Source organism: Nocardioides bruguierae (assembly GCF_023554635.1).
Lineage (GTDB): Bacteria > Actinomycetota > Actinomycetes > Propionibacteriales > Nocardioidaceae > Nocardioides > Nocardioides bruguierae.
In genome coordinates this window covers 29,422-52,277 of record NZ_JAMJPH010000007.1, presented here as the reverse complement: position 1 = coordinate 52,277, position 22,856 = coordinate 29,422, and the positions used below count along the sequence as shown (strand labels likewise).

Below are 22,856 nucleotides of genomic sequence, written 5' to 3'. Positions count from 1 at the left end.
GTCGCACGCGCGAGGCACGAGGGCGTGGCCGACGCGTCGAGACGTGGTGCGTGACCCGTCTCAGTGATGGGAGTCGGTCGCTGCAGACCAGGGGCGCCCTCGAGCGGGGTTCGTGACGGCACGTGCTGTGAAGGCAGGGGCCGTCGGCTCGCGTCTGTCGGCGCCGTGGTCGATGATCCGGCTGTGCCGCCGACGACCCAGACCCTGTCCCTGAGCCAGGCGCGCCGGGTGGCGCTGGCGGCCCAGGGGTTCTGCGACCCCCCGCACGCGACGCCGACGATGCGGACGCTCACCCGCACCGTCGAGCGCACCGGCGTGCTGCAGGTCGACTCCGTCAACGTCCTCGAGCGGGCCCACTACCTGCCGCTGTACTCGCGCATGGGCCCCTACGACCGCGACCTGCTGCCGCGGGCCGCAGGCCGACGCCCGCGACGGCTCGTCGAGTACTGGGCCCACGTCCAGGCGCTCATGCCCGTCGAGCTGTGGCCCGTCATGGCGCACCGCATGGCCCAGTACCGCGCGGGCCGCGGCAAGTGGTGGAAGGACCTCGAGGACGACCTGATCGCCCGGGTCCGCGCCGAGGTGGCGGCGGCGGGGCGTCCCGTCACCGCCCGACGGCTCGAGCCGATGCTCGGCGGCGGCGCCCGCAACCGCGACCACTGGGGCTGGAACTGGTCCGAGGCACGCAAGGCCCTCGACTACCTCTACATGGGTGGCGAGCTGGCGATCGCGGGGCGCACCAGCCAGTTCGAGGTGCTCTACGACCTGCCCGAGCGCGTGCTGCCCGCCGACGTCCTGGCCCTGCCGGTGCCCTCGCCCGCGGAGGCCGCCCGCACCCTCGTGCTCCGCGCCGCCCGCAGCCACGGCGTGGCGAGCGTCGGCGACCTCGCCGACTACTACCGGATGCGCAGCGCCCGCGGCGGCGTCGAGACCCCCAGCGCGATGCCGCCGGTGGCCGACGTCGTCGACTCCCTGGTCGCCGAGGGCGAGCTGGAGCCGGTCGCGGTCGAGGGGTGGACGCGGCAGGCCTACCGCGCAGCCGGGTCTCGGCTGCCCCGGCGGGTGCCGGCCGCCACGCTGCTCAGCCCCTTCGACCCGGTGGTGTGGGAGCGCGACCGGGCCCTGCGGCTCTTCGACTTCCACTACCGGATCGAGATCTACACCCCGCCCGACAAGCGCGTGCACGGCTACTACGTGCTGCCGTTCCTGCTCGGCGAGGAGCTGGTGGCCCGCGTCGACCTCAAGGCCGACCGACGCGCCGGTGGCGGCGGGCTGCTCCTCGTCCGCTCCGCGTGGGCGGAGGACGGGGCGCCGGGGGAGACCCCCGACGCGCTCGCGGCCGAGCTGCGCCGGATGGCGTCCTGGCTGGACCTCGACGACGTCCTGGTGGAGCCCCGCGGCGACCTCGCGCCCGCGCTCACCGCGTCGCTCGCAGGCCGTTGACGGCGGCCACCATCCTGAAGGTTCGCTGAGCGTCAGGCGCGACCGTGCGCCCGACGCGGGCGAACCTGCGGGCTCGGGTGGGTGAGGACCACCCTCCTGGGTAGAGTGGACGACGCCGTCCTGCGCCCCCACACGGGTGGCGGGGTCCGGCGCGCGACCACCCGGCACCCGCCCGGGGCGACACCACCGATCAGGGAGCAACCACCGCCGTGCCGATTCTGGACAAGCTGCTGCGGATGGGCGAGGGCAAGATCCTGCGCCGTCTCGAGGCCGTGGCCAAGGGCGTCAACGCCATCGAGGACGACTTCGTCGCCATGAGCGACGAGGAGCTCCAGGGGATGACGGCGGAGCTCCGCAAGCGCCTGGACGAGGGGGAGACCCTCGACGACCTGATGCCGGAGGCCTTCGCCACCGTCCGCGAGGCGTCCAAGCGGGTGCTCGGCATGCGCCCGTTCGACGTCCAGCTCATGGGCGGCGCCGCGCTGCACCTGGGCAACATCGCCGAGATGAAGACCGGTGAGGGCAAGACCCTCGTCGCCACGCTGCCGGCCTACCTCAACGCGCTCGCCGGCAAGGGCGTGCACGTCGTCACGGTCAACGACTACCTGGCCAAGTACCAGTCCGAGCAGATGGGCCGCGTGCACACCTTCCTCGGCCTGACCGTCGGCGTGATCCTGCCCGAGATGACCCCGGCCGAGCGCCGCGAGGCCTACGCCTGCGACATCACCTACGCCACCAACAACGAGCTCGGCTTCGACTACCTGCGCGACAACATGGCCTCCTCCCTGGAGGACTGCGTGCAGCGCGAGCACTTCTTCGCCGTCGTCGACGAGGTCGACTCGATCCTCATCGACGAGGCCCGCACGCCGCTGATCATCTCCGGCCCCACCCAGGACGAGGTGAAGTGGTACGGGGAGTTCGCGAAGATCGTCAAGCGCCTGGTCAAGGACGAGGACTACGAGGTCGACGAGAAGAAGCGCACCATCTCGGTGCTCGGCCCCGGCATCACCAAGGTCGAGGACCACCTGGGCATCGAGAACCTCTACGAGGCCGAGAACACCCCGCTGATCTCGTTCCTCAACAACGCGATCAAGGCCAAGGAGCTCTTCCGCAACGACAAGGAGTACGTCGTCCTCAACGGCGAGGTGCTCATCGTCGACGAGCACACCGGCCGCATCCTGGCCGGCCGCCGCTACAACGAGGGCCTGCACCAGGCGATCGAGGCGAAGGAGGGCGTCACCGTCCGCGAGGAGTACCAGACCCTCGCCAACGTGACCCTGCAGAACTTCTTCCGCCTCTACGACAAGCTCTCCGGCATGACCGGCACGGCCATGACCGAGGCCTCCGAGTTCGACAAGATCTACAGCCTCGGCGTCGTCCCGATCCCGACGAACCGGCCGATGGCGCGCATCGACCAGGCCGACCTCGTCTACCGCACCGAGGAGGCGAAGTACGAGGCCGTCGCCGAGGACATCGCCGAGCGCCACGAGAAGGGCCAGCCCGTCCTCGTCGGCACCGTGAGCGTGGAGAAGTCCGTGCTGCTGGGCGACCTGCTCAAGCGCAAGGGCGTCAAGCACAACGTCCTCAACGCCAAGATGCACGCGGACGAGGCCAAGATCGTGGCCCTCGCCGGTCACCGCGGCGCCGTCACCGTGGCCACCAACATGGCCGGTCGCGGCACCGACATCATGCTCGGTGGCTCCGTCGACTTCCTGGCGGACGACGACCTGCGCAAGCGCGGCCTCGAGCCGCTGGGCGAGACCGCCGAGGCCTACCAGGCCGCCTGGCCCGAGACGGTCGAGAAGATCAAGAAGCAGGTCGCGGCCGAGCACGACGAGGTCAAGGAGCTCGGCGGCCTCTACGTCATCGGCACCGAGCGCCACGAGTCGCGCCGCATCGACAACCAGCTGCGTGGTCGTTCCGGCCGCCAGGGCGACCCGGGCGAGTCCCGGTTCTACCTGTCGCTGCAGGACGAGCTGATGCGCCTGTTCAAGTCCGACTGGGTCGACCGGGTCCTCCAGGTCATGAAGATCCCGGACGACGTCCCGATCGAGAACAAGCGCGTCACCAGCGCCATCGCGAACGCGCAGGGCCAGGTCGAGTCCCAGAACTTCGAGTCCCGCAAGAACGTCCTCAAGTACGACGACGTCATGGACCGCCAGCGCAAGGTGATCTACGGCGAGCGGCGCGAGGTGCTCGAGGGTGCCGACCTGCGCGAGCAGGTGCGGACGTTCATCGACGACGTCGTCACCGGCTACGTCCGAGGCCACGGTGGCGAGTTCGCCGAGGAGTGGGACCTCGACCAGCTGACCCGCGACCTCACCGCCGTCTACCCGGTCGAGGTCGACCTCGACGCCATGGCCGAGGAGGTCGGCGGGCAGGCGAACCTCGACCAGGACGAGGTCATCGAGGCGCTGAAGAAGGACGCCCACACCGCCTACGACGACCGCGAGGCCGAGGTCGGCGAGGACGTCATGCGCGAGCTGGAGCGCCAGGTGCTGCTCTCGGTGCTCGACCGCAAGTGGCGCGACCACCTCTACGAGATGGACTACCTGCGCGAGGGCATCTACCTGCGGGCCTACTCCCAGCGCGACCCGCTGGTCGAGTACCAGCGCGAGGGCTTCGACATGTTCAACGCCATGATGGACGGCATCAAGGAGGAGGCCATCGGCCTGCTCTTCCACCTCGAGGTCGAGGTGGAGCCGGAGGAGAAGTCGGCCGCCGACGTCCTGAGCGTCGCTCCGGGCCTCCAGTCCCCGGTCACGCCCAGCCTCTCGGTCAAGGGTCTGGCCAAGCCGCAGGAGCCCACGAACCTCACCTACTCCGCGCCGGACGAGTCCGGCGAGGCCGAGGTCGTGCGCAACGAGCAGGCCGAGGACCCCTACGCCGGCACCGGTCGCAACCAGGCCTGCCCCTGCGGGTCGGGCAAGAAGTTCAAGCAGTGCCACGGCGCCCCGGGCGGCCCCACCGGCCTCACCACCCGCGCGGGCGGCTGAGCACGCCGCGTCGAGCACAGCGCGCTGAGCCGGGCCGAGGCCCGGGCACCGGCACACCACGACGGCCGGACGGGAGCACCCGTCCGGCCGTCGTGCGTCCACCCGGCGTGCGCCCCGTGGTGCGACCCGTCGGCCGACGCGGATCAGCCGACGCGGATCAGCCGACGCGGATCAGTCGGCGGCGCCGGCCCGGTCGGCGGGGGCGGACCGCCGTCCGGCGAGGCGGCCCCGGGCCTGCGCCCACCCGTGGGCGGCAGCCGCCGCCGCGAAGTCGCCCAACGTCTGGAGGACGCGGGTGACCAGCGCGATGGCGGTCGCGTGCCCGACACCGGTGTGCGGGGCCAGGAGCGCCACCAGGGCCACCTCGCGGGCGCCCACGCCCGCCGGCGCGACCACGACGGCGACGCCGACGACGTAGGCGGCCGCGAAGCCCCCGGTGGCGACGGCCAGCAGCTCCAGCGAGGGCCGGGGAGCCAGCGCGACCACCGACCCGGCGTAGCAGAGCCACGTGGCGGCCATCCGCGCGCACAGCACGGCCATGTCGCCCCAGCCCAGCCCCAGGCGTCCGCCGTGCCGGGCCAGCCGCGTCCCGAGGGCGTCGACCACGGGCGGCGTCAGCGCCGCCAGGCAGAGGACGACGGCGATCGGCCCCGTCCACCGGGGCACGGGGAGCGCGGGCACGCCGGCGGTCACCAGAGCACCGGCCAGCGCCCCCGCGGTCGCCACGTTGACGACCAGGAACAGCAGCCCGGTGGCCACGGCGGTGCGGACCCCGACCCCGTACGGCCGCGCCAGGTCCGCGTGCGCACCCAGCGACCACACCGCGCCCGGGATGTACTTGCCGAGCTGGCCGGTGAAGAAGACCCGCGGACCCTCGTACGGGGGCAACCGGTGGCCGAACCCCCGCAGCAGACGGAGCCAGGTGCCGGCCGTCAGCCACAGCCCCACCAGGACGCAGGCGGCCGCGCCGGCCAGGTCGAGCGGCCGCACCCCGGTGAGCGCCGCGACGAAGTCACCCCAACGCCCGCGGAGGCCGACGCCGGCGCACGCGAGCACCGCGAGCACGAACAGGACGCGGACGGCGACGCGCAGGCGCGCCCGCGAGGGAGAGGGACGCGCGGGCACCGCGGTCTGGGTGCCGGTCTCGGTGCCGGTCTGCCCGTGGGCCGTCCTCACGCGCGGCCCCGCCCGAGCTGCCCCAGCCTGCGCGCGTGCGCGACGAGCTCGGCGAGCAGCCCGAAGCCGGCCACCTGGACCCCCAGCACCAGCAGCAGCGCAGCGCCGAGCAGGGCGCCTCCGCCGGCGCCAGGGCCACCGGTGACGGCGGGCGGGAGGGCGAGCAGCAGCAGGAGCACGGCCCCCAGCAGTGCGGCGACGGCGCCACCGGTCGCGACGGCCCTGGCCGGGCCTCGGCCCGGGCCGTCGAGCAGGAGTCGCAGGGTGAGCAGGTCGACGAGGCTGCGCCAGCGCCGGAGCAGGGCGCTCGCCTCCCGCGCCCCCGGCGCACGGCCGGACCCGCCACCGGACCCGCCACCGGTCGAGCCACGGTGCGGGCGTCGGGGCGGGCGTCGGAGGGGACGGTGCACGGGCACCTCGGTGACGCGGTGGCCGAGCCCGAGGGCGACGACGCCGAGATGACGGTGCACCTCGCCGTGCAGGAGCGGCGCGACGTCGGCGGCCACCTCGGCGCGCATGGCCCGGAAACCGCTGCGGGCCCGGCCGCGGACGCCGGTCACCAGGTCGTGCCCGGCGTCCAGCGCCTCGAGCAGGTGCTCCAGGTCGGTCGGGTCGTCGCGGCCGTCGGGGTCGAGCACCACGACGCGGGTGGCACCACCGCGCAGGGCGTGGGCGATCCCGACCCGCAGCGCCGCCGACGTGCCGACGCAGCTGCGAGGCATCACCAGCTCCAGGCTGGGCAGGTCCAGCATCAGGGCCCCCACGGCTGCCGCCACCTCGGGACGAGCGCCGTCGTCGACCACCAGGACGCGGCCGTGCGGGTCCGCCGTCCCCACCTCGCCCACGACACGCGGCAGCAGGTCGCGCAGGCCCTCGGCCTCCTCGGGGCTCGGTGCCACCACCCACAGCATCGGGTGCACCTCCGGGACGGGTCGTGGCCGTCTGACGGGCAGGACGGCGGGTGTCTCGGATGGTGCTGGTGGGACCTGAACGTCTCGTGACGTGGCTGTGGCGAGTCGGCGAGGAACGGACGGCGGGCCGGTCCTCAGGCAAAGCCGCGGCCGGTCCTCAGGCAGAGCCGCGGCCGGTCCTGAGGCGAGGCCGTGGCCCGGTCCTCAGGCGAAGTCGAGGGCCGTGCACAGCCACCGGTCGGTCGGGAGGCTGCGTCGCTGCTCGAAGCGGGCGGCGAGGGCGCGCGAGCGGCGGCCGTGCCGCACGTGCACGGCCAGCTCCAGCACCCCGGCCACCGGGTACCCGGCGTGGGTGGAGACCACCTGGGCGCGCGGGGTGGACCCGCGGGCGTGCTCCCGGTCCAGCTGCGCTCCCACCAGCTGGGCGCGGCGCACCAGGTCCGCCTGGACGTCCTGGGCGGTCCAGCGCGCGAGCTGCGCGGCCGGTCGGGTGCCACCGACGATCTCCAGCGCCGCCTGCACCACCTGGCGTGCCCACCGCTCGCAGCCCTGTCGGGCGGGGCGGTCGAGCGGGACGACCGGAGCAGGGGCGGGCTCGTCGTCCGGCAGGCGCTCGAAGCCCTCGGCGGGCGCCGGAGGACGGTGCCCCAGGTCCAGCGCGAGCGTGCCCTGGACGGGGCCGCTGGGCAGCCCGGCGCGCCAGCGGGCCTGGTCGACGGCGATGACGGAGTCCCGCGCGTCGCGGGCGGCCTGGACGGCGGCCGTCTCCGCCCGCTGCTCGTCCCGAGCGATCGAGGCGAGCAGGAACGCCTCGAGCGGGCCGGGCACGTGGCCGGCCTCGGGCTTCCAGGCGGGGCGGCGCCCGCGGGGCGCCGCCGGGGACGGCTCGTGGACCGGCGGGTGGGAGGGCTGGTGGGTGGGCCGCTGGGTCTGGTGGGGCTGGACGAGGGCGTGCGGCATCGCGGTCATGTCGACTCCGAGAGGTCGAGGGCGGGGAAGGGAGAGGTGGCGGGGCGCACCAGCGCCCCGGGAGGTCCGTCAGACGGGGAGGACGAGCACTTGGCCCGGGAGGACGAGGTCCGGGTCCGCGCCGATCTCGGCGCGGTTGGCCGCGTGGAGGCGGGCCACGTAGGCAGCGACGGCGACGTCGTCGTGGGCGTCGCCCCCGCGCCGCAGGTGTGCCTCGGCGATGTCCCAGAGGCAGTCACCGGTGCGCACCAGGTGGGTGCCGCTGGGAGCGGGTCGTGCACGAGGCGCGGGGGAGGCGTGCGTGGCGGCCCGCGCGGCGGCCGGGTCGCCGCTGCGGGTGCGGTCGCCGAGGCCGGCGCGCTGCGGCAGGGGCAGCCCCGAGAGACCGGCGACCCCGGTGATCACCGTGGCGGAGCCCGTCGTCGCCGAGGTCTGCGCCCCGGAGGCGTGCAGACCGGCCTGAACCGTGCCGGCCTGGGTGGGGGTCGCGTGGGCGGTGCCGGCGAGGCCGGTCGCGCCGACGACCCCGACGAGGCCCACGCCCAGGCAGCGCAGCACCAGGCCGCGCAGCGCGGACGGGACGCCCGGCACCCGGGCCGCGGCCGCCCCGCGGGCCGCCTGCAGCGTGACCGCGGTGGTGGCCAGCCACGCCCAGGCGAGGCAGACCAGCAGGGCGGCGGTGCAGCCGGCCACGAGGACGTCGGAGAACGCGCCGGGCTGCGCGGCCAGGGCTGACGGGTCGGCCAGGTCCACGAGCGTCGAGGCGACGAGCCCGGGCCGCAGGGCAGCGACGAGGGCGCCGACGAGCGCGGTGGCGCCGACCTGCACCGCCAGGCAGCGGGGCAGCGACGCGCGAGTGCTGGAGGTCATCCCGAGATCCTCACAATCCTTGCGTTTGCGTGCGTTTGCCTCATTCAACGTGCGTCAAGTGACGATGACAACCCGTTCTCCACAGAAATCGCACGATCGGGTCGAAAAAGTGAGTGATGGACAGCAAATAGACGCAAACACAAGCAAATGTAGGTATGCACGTGTGTCAGTGGAGCCCGGACGTGTGGGAGGGTGGGCCCATGGCGTGGGAGGACGAACTGTTCACGTTCCTCGACGACCTCGAGCAGCAGGCGGAGGCGGCCTACGCCGCCGAGCGTGGCCTCGAGCTGGCGGACCGGGCACGCGCCGAGTACGCCTCCGTGGCCCTCGCCGGACGTCTGATGGCGAGCGTGGGGTGCGAGGTCGGCCTCCGGGTGGAGGGCATCGGCCGTCTGCGCGGCACCCTGGACCGGGTCGCCGACGGGTGGCTCCTGCTGTCCGGCCCGGCGCAGGACTGGGTGGTCCGCCTGCCCGCGCTCCTGGGCGTGGACGGCGCCTCCGAGCGGGCGGTGCCCGACGTGGCCTGGCCGGCCGCGTCCCGCCTGGGGCTGGGGTCGGCGCTACGTCGGCTGGCGGACGCGGGGGAGCGGTGCGTGCTGCACCTGCGCGACGCGGCGCGGCACGAAGGAGTGGTGCTGCGGGTCGGCGCGGACTTCGTCGAGCTCGCGGAGGGCGAGGCACGACGGGTGCTGCTGGTGCCGTGCGAGGCGCTCGCGGCGGTCAGCAGCAGCGAGCGCTGAGCCGGGGGAGCCGGCTCAGGTGGCCTCGTCGTCGTAGGGCGGGACCTCGCCGTCCGCGAGGCTGTCGTCCTCGTCCGGCTCGTCGTCCTCGTCGTCGTCCTCGAGCGCCTCCATCACGTGCTTGCGCACGATCTGGCGGGGGTCGAGGTCACGCAGCTCGAGGTCGGCGTACTCCGGCCCGAGCTCCTCGCGGAGCTCGTCGCGGGCCTGGTTGGCGAACCGACGGGCGATCTTCACCCACTGCGCCGCCTGCTTCGCGAGCTCGGGCAGCTTGTCGGGGCCGAAGACGAAGATGGCGACGACGGCGATGACCGCCATCTCGGGGAGCCCGATGTCCAGGATCAGCGGGACGACGGGGTGGAGGCCGGGCACGAGGACAGCCTAGGCCGCAGGTGGATCAGAACTTGTTCTGGGGCGTCAGTCCGAGCTGCATCCCGGCGAGACCTCGGCCACGTCCGGCCAGCCGCGCCGCCACGTCCGCGAGCACCCGGGCCGAGGGAGCGGACGGGTCCGCGTCCACGACGGGCTTGCCGTCGTCCCCGCCCGTGCGCAGCGAGGTGTCGAGCGGGATCTCGCCCAGGACGGGCACGTCGTAGCCGAACCGCTCCGAGAGGGTGGCCGCCACGCGGGGGCCACCACCGGTGCCGAACACGTCGATGCGGTGGTCGGTGCCCTCCGGGGTGCAGTGGGGGCAGGGCAGGTAGCTCATGTTCTCCACGACGCCCACGACGCGCTGGTGCATCATCGAGGCCATGGTGCCGGCGCGCTCGGCCACCTCGGCGGCGGCCTCCTGCGGCGTGGTCACCACGACCACCTCGGCGCCGGGCAGGTGCTGGCCCAGCGAGATGGCGATGTCGCCGGTGCCCGGGGGCAGGTCGAGCAGCAGGACGTCGAGGTCGCCCCAGTAGACGTCGGCGAGCATCTGCACGAGCGCACGGTCGAGCATCGGGCCGCGCCACGCGACCACCTGGTCGCGGCGGGGCTTGAGCATGCCGATCGAGATCACGGAGACGCCCGAGGACGTCGGCACGGGCATGATCAGGTCGTCGACCTGGGTCGGGCGCGAGTCGGCGACGCCCAGCATGGCGGGCACCGAGTGGCCGTAGATGTCGGCGTCAACGAGGCCGACCTTGAGGCCCTGCTTGGCCATCGAGACCGCGAGGTTCACCGTGACGGTGGACTTGCCGACGCCGCCCTTGCCGGAGGCGATGGCGAAGACCTTGGTGAGGTTGCCGGGCTGGGCGAACGGGATCTCCCGGGCGGGCTGGCCGCCGTTGAGGGTCTCCTTGAGCTGGGCGCGGTCCTCGTCGGTCATCACGCCGAGGGTCAGGTCCACGTCGACGACGCCGTCGACGCCGCGCACGGCGGCCTTCACGTCGCGGTCGATGGTGTCCTTCAGCGGGCAGCCGGCGACGGTCAGCAGCACCGTCAGACAGACGCCGCCGTCGTCACCGACGGAGACGTCGCGCACCATCCCCAGCTCGGTGATCGGACGCTTGATCTCCGGGTCGTTCACCGTGGCCAGTGCGGCCTGGACCTGCTCCAGCGAGACACTCACAGCACCCGAGCATAGGAGCGGCCCCCCACCCGGACCCCAATCGAGGTGAAGGAACGCACACGACGACCCGGGGACGCGGCTGGGACCAGGCGGGGATCGGGCGGGGATCAGGCGGGGATCAGGCGGGGATCAGGCGGGCGGCCGGGGCCGCTTGCGCTCCTTGGTCCGGTCCCGCGGGCGGTCGTCGTCGCGGTCCTCGCGCTGGTCCTCCATCTCGGCCAGCAGCGAGCGCAGCTCGGAGCGCACGAAGTCGCGGGTGGCGACCTCGCCCAGGCCCATCCGCAGCGACGCGACCTCGCGGGCGAGGAACTCCATGTCGGCGTGGGCGCGGGCGTCGGCCTGCCGGTCCTGCTCGGCGACCACCCGGTCCCGTGCCTCCTGCCGGTTCTGCGCCAGCAGGATCAGCGGCGCCGCGTAGGAGGCCTGGAGGCTGAGCATCAGGGTGAGGAAGATGAACGGGTAGCCGTCGAAGTGCCAGCCGGCGGGCGTGACGGCGTTCCACACCACCCACACGACCACGAACCCGGTCATCCACAGCAGGAACTGCGCGGTGCCCATGAACCGGGCGAACTGCTCCGCGAAGGTGCCGAAGGCGTCGGGGTCGTAGGCGGGGCGGCGCACCAGCTGACGGCGCGCGTCGCGGGGAGTGTCCAGCCGCGAGATCTCGTGCCGGCGCTCCCACCGGCTCTCGCCCCGGGTGTCGCGGCGGCCGTCGCCGCGGCCGTCGCGTCGCGAGTCGCCGCGCGGGTCGCGCGCCTCGGCGCGGCGGGCCAGCCGCTCGCGCAGCGAGTCCTTGAGGGCGGCGGTGTCGAGCGGGGAGTCGGAGCGGTCGCCGTCAGCCACGACGTCCTCCCTGGGGCCGGCCCAGCGGCGTCGGTGCCGTGGGGATCGAGCCGCGCCGGGGCGCGGCGTCGCGCCAGCCCTCGGGCAGCAGGTGGTCGAGCAGGTCGTCGACGGTGACCGCACCGAGCAGGTGCCCCGCCTCGTCCACGACGGCGGCGGCGACGAGGTTGTAGGTGGCCAGGTAGGCGGCGACGTCGTCCTTGCCCGCCTCGGGGCGCATGGGCTCCATCTCGTCGTCGAGCACGCCGCCGATCAGGGTCGAGGGCGGCTCGCGCAGCAGGCGCTGGATGTGCGCGACCCCGAGGAACTTGCCGGTCGGCGTCTCCAGGGGAGTGCGGCAGACGTAGACCTGCGAGGCCAGCGACGGCGTGAGGTCCGGGCGGCGCAGGTGCGCCAGCGCCTCGGCGATCGTCGCGTCCGGCGCGAGGATCACCGGCTCCGGCGTCATCATCGCGCCGGCGGTGTCCTCCACGTAGGACATCAGGCGCTTGACGTCCTCGGCCTCCTCCGGCTCCATGAGCTCCAGCAGGGCCTGGGCGGTGTCCGGGGGCAGCTCGGCGATGAGGTCGGCCGCGTCGTCCGGGCTCATCTCCTCGAGGACGTCGGCCGCCCGCTCGTCCTCCAGGGCGGAGAGGATCTCGACCTGGTCGTCCTCGCTGAGCTCCTCGAGCACCTCGGCGAGCCGCTCGTCGCCCAGCGCGCTGACCACGGCCGTGCGTCGCTCCGGCGGCAGCTCGTGGATCATGGTCGCGGCGTCGGCCGCGCGCATCTCGTTCAGCGCGTGCAGCAGGTGCGTGGCGCCCTGCGCGGCCTCGCGCCGGCTGAGGCCCTCGACGTCGCGCCACTCGACCACGTGCGTCTGCCCGCGGCGGCGCAGACCCTTGCCGGGCTCCTGGAGCGCGATGCGCGAGATCACCCAGTCACGGTTGCGGGCCTGCTCCATGCCCACGTCGTAGACGACGCCGGAGGCGCCGGTCTCCTTGATGGTGACGGTGCGGTCGAGCATCTGGCCGATCACCAGGGTCTCGGTGGAGCGCTGCTCGAAGCGGCGCATGTTGAGCAGGCCGGTGGTGTACACGCGCTCGGCGTCCACGTTGGTCACCCGCGTCATCGGCACGAAGATGCGGCGGCGGCCGAAGACCTCGAGGACGAGGCCGAGGACCCGGGGCTGGTGCTCCTCGGAGCGCACGGCCGCCACGAGGTCGCGCACCTTGCCCACCTGCTCGCCCTGCGGGTCGAAGACCGGCAGACCCACGAGCCGGGCGACGTAGACGCGGGACGGGCTGCTGCTCACGACCCAACGCTATCGTCCGCGGCCCCACCCGGTCGTCCGGGCCGTGCGCGCCTGCTCGTCGCCCGGCCGCGCGTGGCACGATGGCGACGTGCGCGTCACCCTCCACGTCGGTCTGTCCCGGGCAGGCACGTCCTACCTCGAGAACCTCATGGCCGAGCACCGCGAGCGGCTGCGCGTGGCCGGCACGGTCTTCCCGTTCGTCCACCCGGACGCGCAGCGCGAGGGTGCCGCCGAGGTCCGTGGGGGCCGCCCCGCGCTGGGGCTGGGCCGCGCCGAGGTGGCCGGCACCTGGCGGGCCCTGGCCGACCGGGCCCGCGAGTTCTGCAGCCGCACCGGCGGCAACGCGGTGATCAGCCACCCCCTGCTCTCCGGCGCCACGCCCGAGCAGGTCGCCTGGGCGATCGAGGCGCTGGACGGGCTCGAGGTGCACGTCGCCGTGACGGCGCGGGACCTCGGCCGACAGGCCGTCACGCACTGGCAGGAGCGCGTCGAGGCCGGCTCCACGACCACCTTCGCGGAGGTGGCCGAGACCGAGCTGCGGGCGGACACCGGCCGCGACGCCGGCCCGGACGACGGTGGCCGTCGCCCCGGCTTCTGGCACGCCCAGGACCTGGCCGACACCCTGCGTCGCTGGACCGCCGGCCTGCCCGCCGACCGTGGCCACCTCGTGGTGGTCCCACCGCGCGGCGCCGCCCCGGAGATGCTGTGGACGCGGTTCGCGCAGGCGTGCGCGATCGACGACTCCGCGATCGACGCCCGGGTGCCGGTGCGCGCCCACCCCAGCCTCGGCGCCGGCGAGGTCGCCGCGCTGCGCGAGGTCAACCGGCTGCTCGGCGACCGGGTCGACCGCGCCACGCGGGACCGGCTCGTCCTGCGCGAGTGGGCCGAGACCGTGCTGCCGGCGCGGGCGGGCCGGCCCGGCCACGTCCCCGTGCTCGCGCCCGCCGCCCTGGCGCCGCTGCTGCGCGAGGCCTCCGAGGGCTGGCTGGCCGAGGTGCGAGCCGCGGGCTGGTCGGTGCACGGGGACGTGGCGGCGCTGGAGCCCCTCGTCGCCGCCGCCGGCGACCCCGAGCCCGACCAGCCGGTGCCCGCGGACCTCGACCCCGAGGCGCTCGTGGCCTCGGTGCTGGCGGCCGAGCGGCCGGGCGGTGACCGCCGGCCCGCGCTCGGCGCCGCCGCCCTCCAGCGGCCGTACCCGGCGCAGCCGCGGGTGCGGGAGGCCGGCCCCGGCGGGGTCGTGCCCCCGGCGCCGGGCCCCGACCCCCGCGTGTAGCCGCCCGGGGGACCGACCGGCGGGCCGGTCCGAGTGACGTGGGTCACCGCGGGGGCGGTTCCTGTGGTTAACCCGCCGGTAATACTGTCCTCGCGACCCGACGACTTCGCCGTGCGGGCGTCCACGCGCCGCCGCGCGGGGCGACCCGGGTGGCGCCACCCGTGGAGGATGAGCCATGCGTCTGTGCTCGACCGAGGGCCTCACCGAGGACCAGACCGAGATCCTGAAGGCCGTGCGGGCCTTCGTGGACAAGGAGATCATCCCGGTCGCCAACGACCTGGAGCACGCCGACGAGTACCCCGCGGAGATCGTCGAGGGCCTCAAGGAGCTCGGCGTCTTCGGCCTGATGATCCCCGAGGAGTACGGCGGCCTGGGGGAGTCCCTGCTGACCTACGCGCTGTGCGTGGAGGAGATCGCGCGCGGCTGGATGAGCGTCTCCGGCGTCATCAACACCCACTTCATCGTCGCCTACATGCTGATGCAGCACGGCACCGACGAGCAGAAGCAGCACTACCTGCCGCGGATGGCCACCGGCGAGGTGCGCGGCGCCTTCTCCATGTCGGAGCCGGGCCTCGGCTCGGACGTCTCGGCCATCTCCACGAAGGCCACGCGCCTGGACGACGGCTCCTACTCGATCACCGGCCAGAAGATGTGGCTGACCAACGGCGGCACCTCGACCCTCATCGCCGTGCTGACGAAGACCGACGAGGGCGCCGAGTCGGTCTACAAGAACATGACGACGTTCCTGGTGGAGAAGGAGCCCGGCTTCGGCGAGACCGCCCCCGGCCTCACCATCCCCGGCAAGATCGACAAGATGGGCTACAAGGGCGTCGACACCACCGAGGCGGTCTTCAACGACCACCGCGTCGGTGCCGGCCAGGTCCTCGGCGGCGAGCCCGGCAAGGGCTTCTACCAGATGATGGACGGCGTCGAGGTCGGCCGCGTCAACGTCGCCGCCCGCGCCTGTGGCATCGCCTGGCGCGCCTTCGAGCTGGCCGTGGCCTACGCCCAGCAGCGCGAGACGTTCGGCAAGCCGATCGCCCAGCACCAGGCCATCCAGTTCCGGCTCGCCGAGATGGCCACCAAGGTCGAGGCCGCCCACACGATGATGGTGCGCGCCGGCCGTCTCAAGGACACCGGCAAGCGGATGGACGTCGAGGCCGGCATGGCCAAGATGCTGGCCAGCGAGTACTGCAACGAGGTCGTCGAGGCGTCCTTCCGCATCCACGGCGGCTACGGGTACTCCAAGGAGTACGAGATCGAGCGGCTCTACCGCGAGAGCGCGTTCATGCTCATCGGTGAGGGCACCAGCGACATCCAGAAGATGATCATCGGCCGCGCGCTGCTGAAGGACTACGCGCTGCCGCGCTGAGCCCAGGCCCAGAAGGCTCCGCCCCGGCCGCCTGGCCGGGCCGGTGTCGGGTCAGCCCTCGTCGGAGCCGGTCTTCTCGCCGGCCGCGGGGTCCCAGGGGTGCGTGCCGCCGTCGTGCGTGCGCTTGCCCTGGGGGCGGAAGGCGTCCTCGCCCTCGCGCAGGATCACGTCGAGGGCGTGCACGGCGGCGTCCAGCACGGCCGCGTCGTCGACGTCCGAGGGCTCCACGCCGGGGGTGTCGACCGGGGTCAGCTCCTCCAGGTCGCCGATCACCCGGACGCCGGACTTGCGGACCAGCTGCACCTCGTTCTTCGTGCGCCGACGCAGCCAGCCGGGCACGGTGAAGCCGAGCTTGGCCTCCTCGCGGGCGTGCGCACCCAGCGTGTGCTTCGAGAGGGCCTTGTAGCGGTGGCGGTACTGGTCGCGCGTGAGGTCCTCGGTGCGCTCGTTGAGCAGCCGCATGAGCAGCGTGGAGTGCAGGCCGAGCGAGGTGTTGCTGCGCGAGGGCGGGGCGAACTCGTCCTCGGTGATGCCGGCGACCTCGCGGAAGCGGTCCCACAGCACGGTCTGGGGCGCGCCGGGCTGCGGGATCGTCACGACGGTGACGTTCTCCTTGCCCAGGGCCTCCGCCCAGCGGGTGACGGCGCGGCCGAAGCCCTGCTGACGCCAGAACTGGGCGCCTGCGGGCGGCTGCTTCGCGCCCTTGGCGGCGATGCCCTCGAGGTACTCGCTCCAGCCCCAGCTGCGACGGTTCTTGATGGTCTCCTGCCACATGGCGGGGATGCCGCGGCCGAGGTCGCGCACGGTGATCACCGCGTGCACGTCGCACCCGGGCAGCTCCTCGCGCAGGCGGCGGATGACCTCCACCTTGGCGGGGCCGAGGTACTCCATGGAGATCACCACGGTGTCCCCCTCGTGCTCGAGGATGCGCGAGCGCAGCTTCTCCCAGGCCCCGGGGAAGCGCTGGAGGGGCAGCTCGAGGAACTCCGAGACGCCCCGGGTCTGCACGGCCCACGGCGTCGGGAACAGCACGCCCTGGTCCAGCAGTCGCTGGTGGTTGGCCTCCATCAACGACTGGAGGTACGTCGTCCCCGACTTCATCAGGCCGACGTGCAGGACCACCCGCTTGCCCATGGACATCCTTCCGTGTGGCGGTCCGGGCGGGTCCGCCCGGAACCCCCGCATTCTGGCACACGGCCGACGACGGTCAGGGTCACGGCAGACCCAGGTCGTCACGCAGCTCGGGCCACGCGTGGACGCCCTCCGCGCCGGTCTGCTCCGCCACCGGACGTAGGGCGTCGTCGCCCTCGCGCAGCAGCGCCTCGAGGGCCCGGAGACTGGCCTCGAACAGGGCGTCCGTACCGAGCGAGTCGGGGTCTTCCCCGACCGTGTCCACCGGTGTGAGGTCGGCAAGGTCGCCGATCACCCGCACGCCCGTGGCAGCAAGGGCTTCGACCTCGCGACGCGACCTCTCGTGCAGCCAGTCGGGCACGGTGAACCCGATGCGCGGCTCGACCTCGCGGTCGGTGCCGAGCGTGTACTTGGCCAGGGCCTTGTACCGGTGCAGGTACTGCTCGCTGGCCAGGTCGGCGGAGCGTTCGTTCAGCACCTTCATCAGTCGGGCCGAGGCTCCACCCAGCGACTCGTTGGCCCGCGGAGGGGTTCGCCACGCGGCGTCACGGAGGCCCGCTGCGGCCCGGAACCGACTCCAGAGGAGATCCGGGTCGGCGCCCGGCGGCGGGACGGTGACGACGGTGACCGCGTCGGTGCCCAGCGCCGCGGCCCACCGTGAGGCGATCGACGCGAAGGACGTCCGGCGCCAGAAGTGCCGGCCCGGGCCGGGCCCCTGGTCACCGTGACGCACACCGTCGACGTACTCCGACCAGCTCCACGTCCGGCGGTTCTTGCACGTCTCCTGCCAGAGCGCGGGGACGCTGCGCCCGATGTCGCGCACGGTCAGCACCGCCTCGACCGGCGCATCGCCCAGGTCGTCCAACAGCTTCGTGATCCGAGCGGGGCCTAGGTTGGCCAGGAACTCCATCGAGAGCAGGACCGAGCCCGGGTGCGCCGCGACGCGCTCGCACAGGGCGACCCAGTCACCGGGCCGTGAGTGCGGCAGCCCGAGGAAGTCGTTCACGGCGCGGAGCTGCGTGTCCCACGTCGGCCCCGGGAACAGCACTCCCTGGTCTGCCAGCAGGTCGCTGCTGTGCTCCAGCAGCCCCTGGAGATAGGTGGTGCCGGACTTCATCAGTCCCACGTGCAGGACGACGCGCTCGGCCACGTCGGGTCAGCCCCGGCGCAGGCGCCGGCCGACCGCGCGACGCGCTCGGCGGTACAGCGAGAGTGGTGCCTCGGCTGCGACCTCCGCCCGTTCGAGCGCCTCGACGCGTCCCCGCAGGCGGCGACGCTGGCCGAGCAGAGTCGCGACCTCGTCGCGCTGGTGCCGGTCGTGCACGACCATGCGGGCCAGTGCGCCCACCGCGACGGCGGCCACCTCTTCCTCCGTCACGTCCTCCGGGGTGCGGCCGACGGGCGGGGTGGGGTCGACGAGCAGGTCGTCGAGGTCCCCGATGACGTCGTAGCCGCGAGCGCGCAGCTCCTGGGTCATCTCCTCGGCCCGGCGCGCGACGAAGGCGTGGGCGGCGGGAGGCGTGACGAAGGGGGTCCGGTTACCCGACGGGGCGAGCATCTCGCGGGTCAGGAAGCCCTTGGTGAGGCGCCGCAGCGTCAGCCCGTGCTCACGCTCGGGGATCGCCAGCTGGACTCGCCGCATCACCTCGACGCCACCGAGGTCGAGGGAGGTGTTGGGGTTGTCGGAGACGTGGTCGAGCCCGTCGCTGCTCACGCCCATCAGCCCCAGGAACTCGCGCCAGAGCCAGTCGGAGGGGGCATTCTTCGGCACGACGACCACGTGGACGCGCTCGGCGGGAAGACCCTGGGTCCAGCGGTCCAGCAGCCGGGGTGCGTCGTGGAAGGTCCAGAACTTCTCGTTCGCGTCGGCCTCGATCAGGGTCGCGTACTCGCTCATCGTGGCGGTCGTCCCGGACTTCACGACCTCCTGCCAGTGCGAGGGCAGCTGGCGGGCGAGGTCGCGCATCGTGAGCACGACGTGCACCTCGTCGGCGACCTTCGCGAGGTCCGCGAGGGCGCCCGCGGCCTGCTCGGCGGTGGCGGGGGAGAACAGCTCGTGGCCGATGAAGGCGTCGCCGTCGAAGGTGCGGACCTGCTCCAGCAGCCGGTCCCAGGTGCCCAGCTCCTCGGGGGTCAGCTCGTCGAGCACCTCCTGCCGCTGGCAGACGATCGCCGAGCAGTGGAAGTGCCGCAGCAGCCGCTCGCCGGGCAGCAGGAGACCGCGCTCCTCCAGGGCGTCACGGTGCTTCCAGGTGAGGGACTGCAGGAACGTCGTCCCCGACTTCATCGTCCCCACGTGCAGGAACACCCGCTTGGCCACGTCGCCGCCTCTCGTCAGATCTCGCTCGTCGTCGGTGCCCGCGGCCCCGGGTGGGGCGGTGCGGGCGTGGGCATTCTTGCACCCGGGCCGAGCGAGGGCCGACCCGCCGAGGGTCAGCCGGTGACCTCGACGTCGCGCACCTGGTAGCTGATCTCCTCGTCGGCCATCCGCTCGTCGGTGTCCACGGCGACCGCGGACGGGAAGTCCTGGCCGTCGGGCCAGTCCACCACCACCTGGTCGGCCTCGGTGTCGTTGGCCGCGTCGATGACGTCGTCGAGGCTCACCCAGCGGTAGGCGGGGGCTTCCTGCCCCTTCTCGACGCCGCCGCGGCCGCCGCCGCGCAGGTAGACCGCCGAGACCACCTCGTCGTCGACCACGGTGACCCGCACCGGCGACCCGCCGTCGGGGCAGAAGCAGCCCACCACCAGCGTGTAGGAGTACGACGTCGGCCCGAAGCCGGGGTAGGTGCCCACCGTCGGCTCGGCGGTGGGGCTGGTGCTCGGGTCGGTGCCCGGGTCGGGGGTGGACGAGGCGGTGCCGGTCGAGCCGCCGGTGTCGTCCTGGGCCGCGGGGTCGGCGGCCGTCGTGGTGCCGGACCCCGAGCAGGCGGTGAGCAGCAGCGCGAGCACCGGCCCCAGGACCAGGCCCCGTGCGCGGCCCGGCGCCGGGCCGGCGGTGGCACGGGCGGTGCGCGTGAGCGCGCGGGGGCGGGGTGCGGTCCTCATGCTCCTGGGACGGGGCGCGGCGCCGCGCGGTTCCCCGCCGCGTCCTGCCGCCCGGGGCGACGACCGGAAGGGGCCTGGGCGTGAACCACGCCACTCCGGGCGGGGGTGCCCCGCGCTCGGGGAGTGGTGAGGATGGGGCGTCACCCGCACAGGAGTACCAGAGCCGGTACCGGAGCAGAGGAGTCGGACGTGCAGTTCGGGCGCAGCTACGAGGAGTTCGAGGTCGGCGCGACCTACAAGCACTGGCCGGGCAAGACGGTCACCGAGTACGACGACCACCTCTTCTGCCTGCTGACGATGAACCACCACCCGCTGCACCTGGACTCCCACTACGCCGAGGAGACCACGCAGTTCGGCAAGAACGTCGTGGTGGGCAACTACGTCTACTCGATCCTGCTGGGCATGTCGGTGCCCGACATCTCCGGCAAGGCCATCGCGAACCTGGAGATCGAGTCGCTGCGCCACGTGGCGCCGACCTTCCACGGCGACACGCTCTACGGCGAGACCACCGTGCTCGACAAGTGGGAGTCGACCTCGAAGGACGACCGGGGCGTCGTGCACGTCGAGACCATCGGCTACAACCAGGACGGCAAGGTCGTCTGCCTCTTCCGCCGCAAGGTGATGGTGCCGAAGGAGAACTACCTCCAGGCCCGCGGCGGGGAGCAGCCCGGCCGGCCGGTGCCGCAGCCGGACAAGAACTGGCCCGGACCCGCGGGGGAGTAGCCGCCACCTGCGCCCGCCGGGGCGTCGGTCTTGCCAGGATGGGGCCATGCGACCGACGGCTCTGCTCTCCCGCGACTCCTGGCCCGTCTCCGCGTGGGAGCGCTGGTCGCAGTGGCCGCTGATCTTCTTCTCGCTGGTCTTCCTGGGCGCCTACGCCTGGCCGATCCTCGAGCCCGACCTCTCGCGGGGCGCGGTGGCGGCCTGCAACGCCGTCATCCTCGGCACCTGGGCGCTGTTCGCGGTCGACTACGTCGTCCGGTTCCTGGGCGCGGACCGGCGCGGCCGGTGGGTGCTGCACCACCTGCTCGACCTGTTCATCCTCGCCCTGCCCCTGCTGCGTCCGCTCCAGCTGCTGCGGCTGCTGCTCCTGGTCCGGGTGCTCAACCGGACGGCGGCCGGCACCCTGCGCGGCAAGGTGGGGCTCTACGTGGCCCTCGGCTCCATGCTGCTGGCCCTCACCGCCGCCCTGGCCGTCCTCGACGCCGAGCGCGGGGTGCCCGACGCGTCCATCACCAGCTTCGCCGACGCCCTGTGGTGGTCCCTGACCACGATGACCACGGTCGGCTACGGCGACACCTACCCCGTGACCGGCGCCGGTCGCTGGGTGGGGGCCGGGCTGATGGTCACGGGCGTCGCGCTGCTCGGCACCGTGACCGCGACGCTGGCCTCGTGGCTCGTCGACCGGATCACCGGTGAGAACGAGCAGGCGGACGCGGCGGAGCGGGCCGAGGACGAGCGGGCGGACGAGGCGCGCGACGCCGAGACCGCCGCGCTGCGTCGCGAGGTGACGGCCCTGCGCGAGCAGCTGGCCGTGCTGATCGACCGGCTGCCCGCCCCGCCGGTCGGCACCGACCCGGGCCCGGGCTCGCGGACGGGGGAGGAGCCCCCCGCCTGAGCCGGGCCGGGCCGCGCCGCCGGAGCCGCACCGACCGGGACCGCCGACTTGCCTCGTGACGAGCGTCGCTGGCACCGTCGAATGGGTGACCTCGACAACGACGACGGCGTCCACGCCCCGGCCCGATCCCTCCGACCCCGCCGGCGGCGACCGTGGCTTCTTCGGCCACCCCCGCCCCCTGGCGCACCTGTTCGGGGTGGAGATGTGGGAGCGGTTCAGCTTCTACGGGATGCAGGGCATCCTCGCGATCTACCTGTACTTCTCGGTCGCCGACGGCGGCCTGGGGCTGGACCGCGGCGTGGCCGTCAGCCTCGTCGGCGCCTACGGCGGCGGCGTCTACCTCTCCACCGTGCTCGGCGCCTGGCTCGCCGACCGGGTGGCCGGGCCGGAGCGGGTGCTGTTCGGCTCCGCCATCATCGTGATGGCCGGCCACGTGGCGCTCGCCCTGCTGCCCGGTGCGGCCGGCGTGGGCGTCGGCCTCGTGCTCGTGGCCCTCGGCTCGGGCGGGATCAAGGCCAACGCCACCTCGCTGGTCGGCGCGCTCTACGCCGAGGGCGACCCGCGCCGCGACGCCGGGTTCTCGCTGTTCTACATGGGCATCAACGCCGGCGCGCTCGTCGGGCCGCTGCTCACGGGCCTGCTGCAGAGCCGGGTCGGCTTCCACTGGGGCTTCGGCCTCGCCGCCCTCGGCATGGCGCTGGGCCTGACCCAGTACGCCGTGGGGCGCCGCCACCTGCCGGCGTCCACCGCCCACGTGCCCAACCCGCTCAGCGCCTCCGGCCGCCTGGTCGCCGTGGGCGTGGGCCTCGCCCTGGTCGTCGTCGTGGCCGTCGCGGTGCTCACCGGCCTGCTCACGGCCTCCGACCTGGCGGACGTGACCGCCGTCGTGGTGGTCGTGGCGATGCTGGCCTTCTTCGTGCAGATCCTGCGCAGCCGCGAGATCACCGCCACCGAGCGCAGCCGGGTGTGGGCGTTCGTGCCGCTGATGGCCGCCAACGTGGTGTTCTGGGCGCTCTACCAGCAGCAGTTCACCGTGGTGGCCGTCTACTCCGACGTGCGGCTGGACCGCGACCTGCTCGGCTGGGAGATGCCGATCTCGTGGGTCAACTCGATCAACCCCGTCTTCATCATCGCGCTGGCGCCGCTGTTCGCGGCGGCGTGGACGCGGCTGGGCCCGCGCCAGCCGAGCACGCCCGTGAAGTTCGGCCTCGGCACGGTGCTGATGGGCGTGGCCTTCTGGCTGTTCCTGGCGGTGCCGGGCGGCGAGGGCGCGGCACCCCTGCCGGCGCTGGCGGGCATCCTGCTGGTCTTCACCCTCGCCGAGCTGCTCATCTCCCCGGTGGGCCTGTCGCTGGCCACCAAGCTGGCGCCGCAGCGCTTCGCCACCCGCATGGTGGCGCTGTACTTCCTCTCCGTCTCGCTGGGCACCACGCTCGCGGGCAGCCTCGGCGCCTACTACGACCCCGAGGCCGAGACCGGCTACTTCGCGATCCTCGGGGCCGCCGCGGTGCTGGCCGGGCTGCTCGTGCTGGTCGCGACCAAGCCCATCGGACGGCTGATGGCGGGGGTCCGGTAGCCGCCCCGGTGGTCCGCCCCGGGCAGGACGGGGGAGAGAAT

The 22,856-nt window shown here is 73.6% G+C and carries 20 protein-coding genes; 8 read left to right on the top strand and 12 right to left on the bottom strand.

Going from position 1 to position 22,856, the window contains the following annotated elements; translation table 11 throughout:
* The first annotated feature begins 183 nt into the window (after window positions 1-183).
* Window positions 184-1,443, top strand: a complete 1,260-nt coding sequence (locus M8316_RS06080) for a winged helix-turn-helix domain-containing protein (RefSeq protein WP_250052939.1) — start codon at window positions 184-186, stop codon at window positions 1,441-1,443.
* A 209-nt stretch (window positions 1,444-1,652) separates the two neighbouring features.
* Window positions 1,653-4,439 carry a preprotein translocase subunit SecA gene (gene secA, locus M8316_RS06075; protein WP_250052937.1) on the top strand — a complete coding sequence of 929 codons (2,787 nt, stop codon included), beginning with the start codon at window positions 1,653-1,655 and terminating at the stop codon, window positions 4,437-4,439.
* Window positions 4,440-4,610: 171 nt separating this feature from the next.
* On the opposite strand, the gene M8316_RS06070 is transcribed toward secA, so the two are convergent.
* The 4 genes from M8316_RS06070 to M8316_RS06055 all read right to left on the bottom strand — a co-directional run bounded on the left by M8316_RS06070 (window position 4,611) and on the right by M8316_RS06055 (window position 8,365).
* Complete coding sequence (locus M8316_RS06070; protein WP_250052936.1) at window positions 4,611-5,615, bottom strand: hypothetical protein; 1,005 nt, start codon at window positions 5,613-5,615, stop codon at window positions 4,611-4,613.
* Entirely contained in the window at window positions 5,612-6,514 is a 903-nt protein-coding gene (locus M8316_RS06065) for a glycosyltransferase (protein WP_250052935.1), read from the bottom strand. Before M8316_RS06065 ends, M8316_RS06070 begins: the two co-directional genes overlap by 4 nt.
* Window positions 6,515-6,730: 216 nt before the next feature.
* Window positions 6,731-7,495, bottom strand: coding sequence for an Rv3235 family protein (locus M8316_RS06060; RefSeq protein WP_250052934.1), 765 nt, complete (start codon window positions 7,493-7,495; stop codon window positions 6,731-6,733).
* A gap of 69 nt (window positions 7,496-7,564) precedes the next feature.
* Complete coding sequence (locus M8316_RS06055) at window positions 7,565-8,365, bottom strand: LysM peptidoglycan-binding domain-containing protein (protein ID WP_250052933.1); 801 nt, start codon at window positions 8,363-8,365, stop codon at window positions 7,565-7,567.
* Between the two features lie 200 nt (window positions 8,366-8,565).
* On the opposite strand from M8316_RS06055, the gene M8316_RS06050 reads away from it, so the two are divergent.
* Window positions 8,566-9,105: a hypothetical protein gene (locus tag M8316_RS06050; protein ID WP_250052932.1), complete on the top strand. Its 540-nt coding sequence runs from the start codon at window positions 8,566-8,568 to the stop codon at window positions 9,103-9,105.
* A 15-nt stretch (window positions 9,106-9,120) separates the two neighbouring features.
* On the opposite strand, the gene M8316_RS06045 is transcribed toward M8316_RS06050, so the two are convergent.
* The 4 genes from M8316_RS06045 to M8316_RS06030 form a co-directional block, all read right to left on the bottom strand.
* Complete coding sequence (locus M8316_RS06045; protein ID WP_250052931.1) at window positions 9,121-9,477, bottom strand: sec-independent translocase; 357 nt, start codon at window positions 9,475-9,477, stop codon at window positions 9,121-9,123.
* Window positions 9,478-9,502: 25 nt separating this feature from the next.
* Window positions 9,503-10,663: an Mrp/NBP35 family ATP-binding protein gene (locus tag M8316_RS06040; protein WP_250052930.1), complete on the bottom strand. Its 1,161-nt coding sequence runs from the start codon at window positions 10,661-10,663 to the stop codon at window positions 9,503-9,505.
* A 129-nt stretch (window positions 10,664-10,792) separates the two neighbouring features.
* Window positions 10,793-11,506, bottom strand: coding sequence for a DUF1003 domain-containing protein (locus M8316_RS06035; RefSeq protein ID WP_372490154.1), 714 nt, complete (start codon window positions 11,504-11,506; stop codon window positions 10,793-10,795).
* Entirely contained in the window at window positions 11,499-12,800 is a 1,302-nt protein-coding gene (locus tag M8316_RS06030) for a magnesium transporter MgtE N-terminal domain-containing protein (RefSeq protein WP_250052928.1), read from the bottom strand. Before M8316_RS06030 ends, M8316_RS06035 begins: the two co-directional genes overlap by 8 nt.
* An 88-nt stretch (window positions 12,801-12,888) precedes the next feature.
* Here M8316_RS06030 and M8316_RS06025 point away from each other — a divergent pair, with 88 nt between their 5' ends.
* Together M8316_RS06025 and M8316_RS06020 are read left to right on the top strand one after the other, a co-directional pair.
* On the top strand, window positions 12,889-14,073 hold the full coding sequence (locus M8316_RS06025) for a hypothetical protein (RefSeq protein WP_250052926.1): 1,185 nt from the start codon (window positions 12,889-12,891) through the stop codon (window positions 14,071-14,073).
* A gap of 175 nt (window positions 14,074-14,248) precedes the next feature.
* Complete coding sequence (locus M8316_RS06020; protein ID WP_250052924.1) at window positions 14,249-15,445, top strand: acyl-CoA dehydrogenase family protein; 1,197 nt, start codon at window positions 14,249-14,251, stop codon at window positions 15,443-15,445.
* A gap of 51 nt (window positions 15,446-15,496) precedes the next feature.
* Here the strand turns inward: M8316_RS06020 and M8316_RS06015 are convergent, their stop codons facing one another.
* The 4 genes from M8316_RS06015 to M8316_RS06000 all read right to left on the bottom strand — a co-directional run bounded on the left by M8316_RS06015 (window position 15,497) and on the right by M8316_RS06000 (window position 19,621).
* Window positions 15,497-16,579 carry a hypothetical protein gene (locus tag M8316_RS06015; protein ID WP_250052922.1) on the bottom strand — a complete coding sequence of 361 codons (1,083 nt, stop codon included), beginning with the start codon at window positions 16,577-16,579 and terminating at the stop codon, window positions 15,497-15,499.
* A gap of 79 nt (window positions 16,580-16,658) precedes the next feature.
* Entirely contained in the window at window positions 16,659-17,726 is a 1,068-nt protein-coding gene (locus M8316_RS06010; protein ID WP_250052920.1) for a hypothetical protein, read from the bottom strand.
* Window positions 17,727-17,732: 6 nt separating this feature from the next.
* Window positions 17,733-18,896 carry a hypothetical protein gene (locus M8316_RS06005; protein WP_250052918.1) on the bottom strand — a complete coding sequence of 388 codons (1,164 nt, stop codon included), beginning with the start codon at window positions 18,894-18,896 and terminating at the stop codon, window positions 17,733-17,735.
* A 113-nt stretch (window positions 18,897-19,009) separates the two neighbouring features.
* A complete protein-coding gene (locus tag M8316_RS06000; RefSeq protein WP_250052917.1) occupies window positions 19,010-19,621 on the bottom strand; it encodes a DUF6174 domain-containing protein in 612 nt (203 codons plus the stop codon).
* A 189-nt stretch (window positions 19,622-19,810) separates the two neighbouring features.
* Here M8316_RS06000 and M8316_RS05995 point away from each other — a divergent pair, with 189 nt between their 5' ends.
* The 3 genes from M8316_RS05995 to M8316_RS05985 all read left to right on the top strand — a co-directional run bounded on the left by M8316_RS05995 (window position 19,811) and on the right by M8316_RS05985 (window position 22,815).
* Window positions 19,811-20,344, top strand: a complete 534-nt coding sequence (locus M8316_RS05995; RefSeq protein WP_250052916.1) for a MaoC family dehydratase — start codon at window positions 19,811-19,813, stop codon at window positions 20,342-20,344.
* A 46-nt stretch (window positions 20,345-20,390) separates the two neighbouring features.
* The gene (locus M8316_RS05990; RefSeq protein WP_250052915.1) at window positions 20,391-21,239 is read left to right on the top strand and encodes a potassium channel family protein; all 849 of its coding nucleotides are present in this window, start codon (window positions 20,391-20,393) and stop codon (window positions 21,237-21,239) included.
* Window positions 21,240-21,324: 85 nt separating this feature from the next.
* Window positions 21,325-22,815, top strand: a complete 1,491-nt coding sequence (locus tag M8316_RS05985) for a peptide MFS transporter (protein ID WP_250052914.1) — start codon at window positions 21,325-21,327, stop codon at window positions 22,813-22,815.
* The last annotated feature ends 41 nt before the right edge of the window (window positions 22,816-22,856 follow it).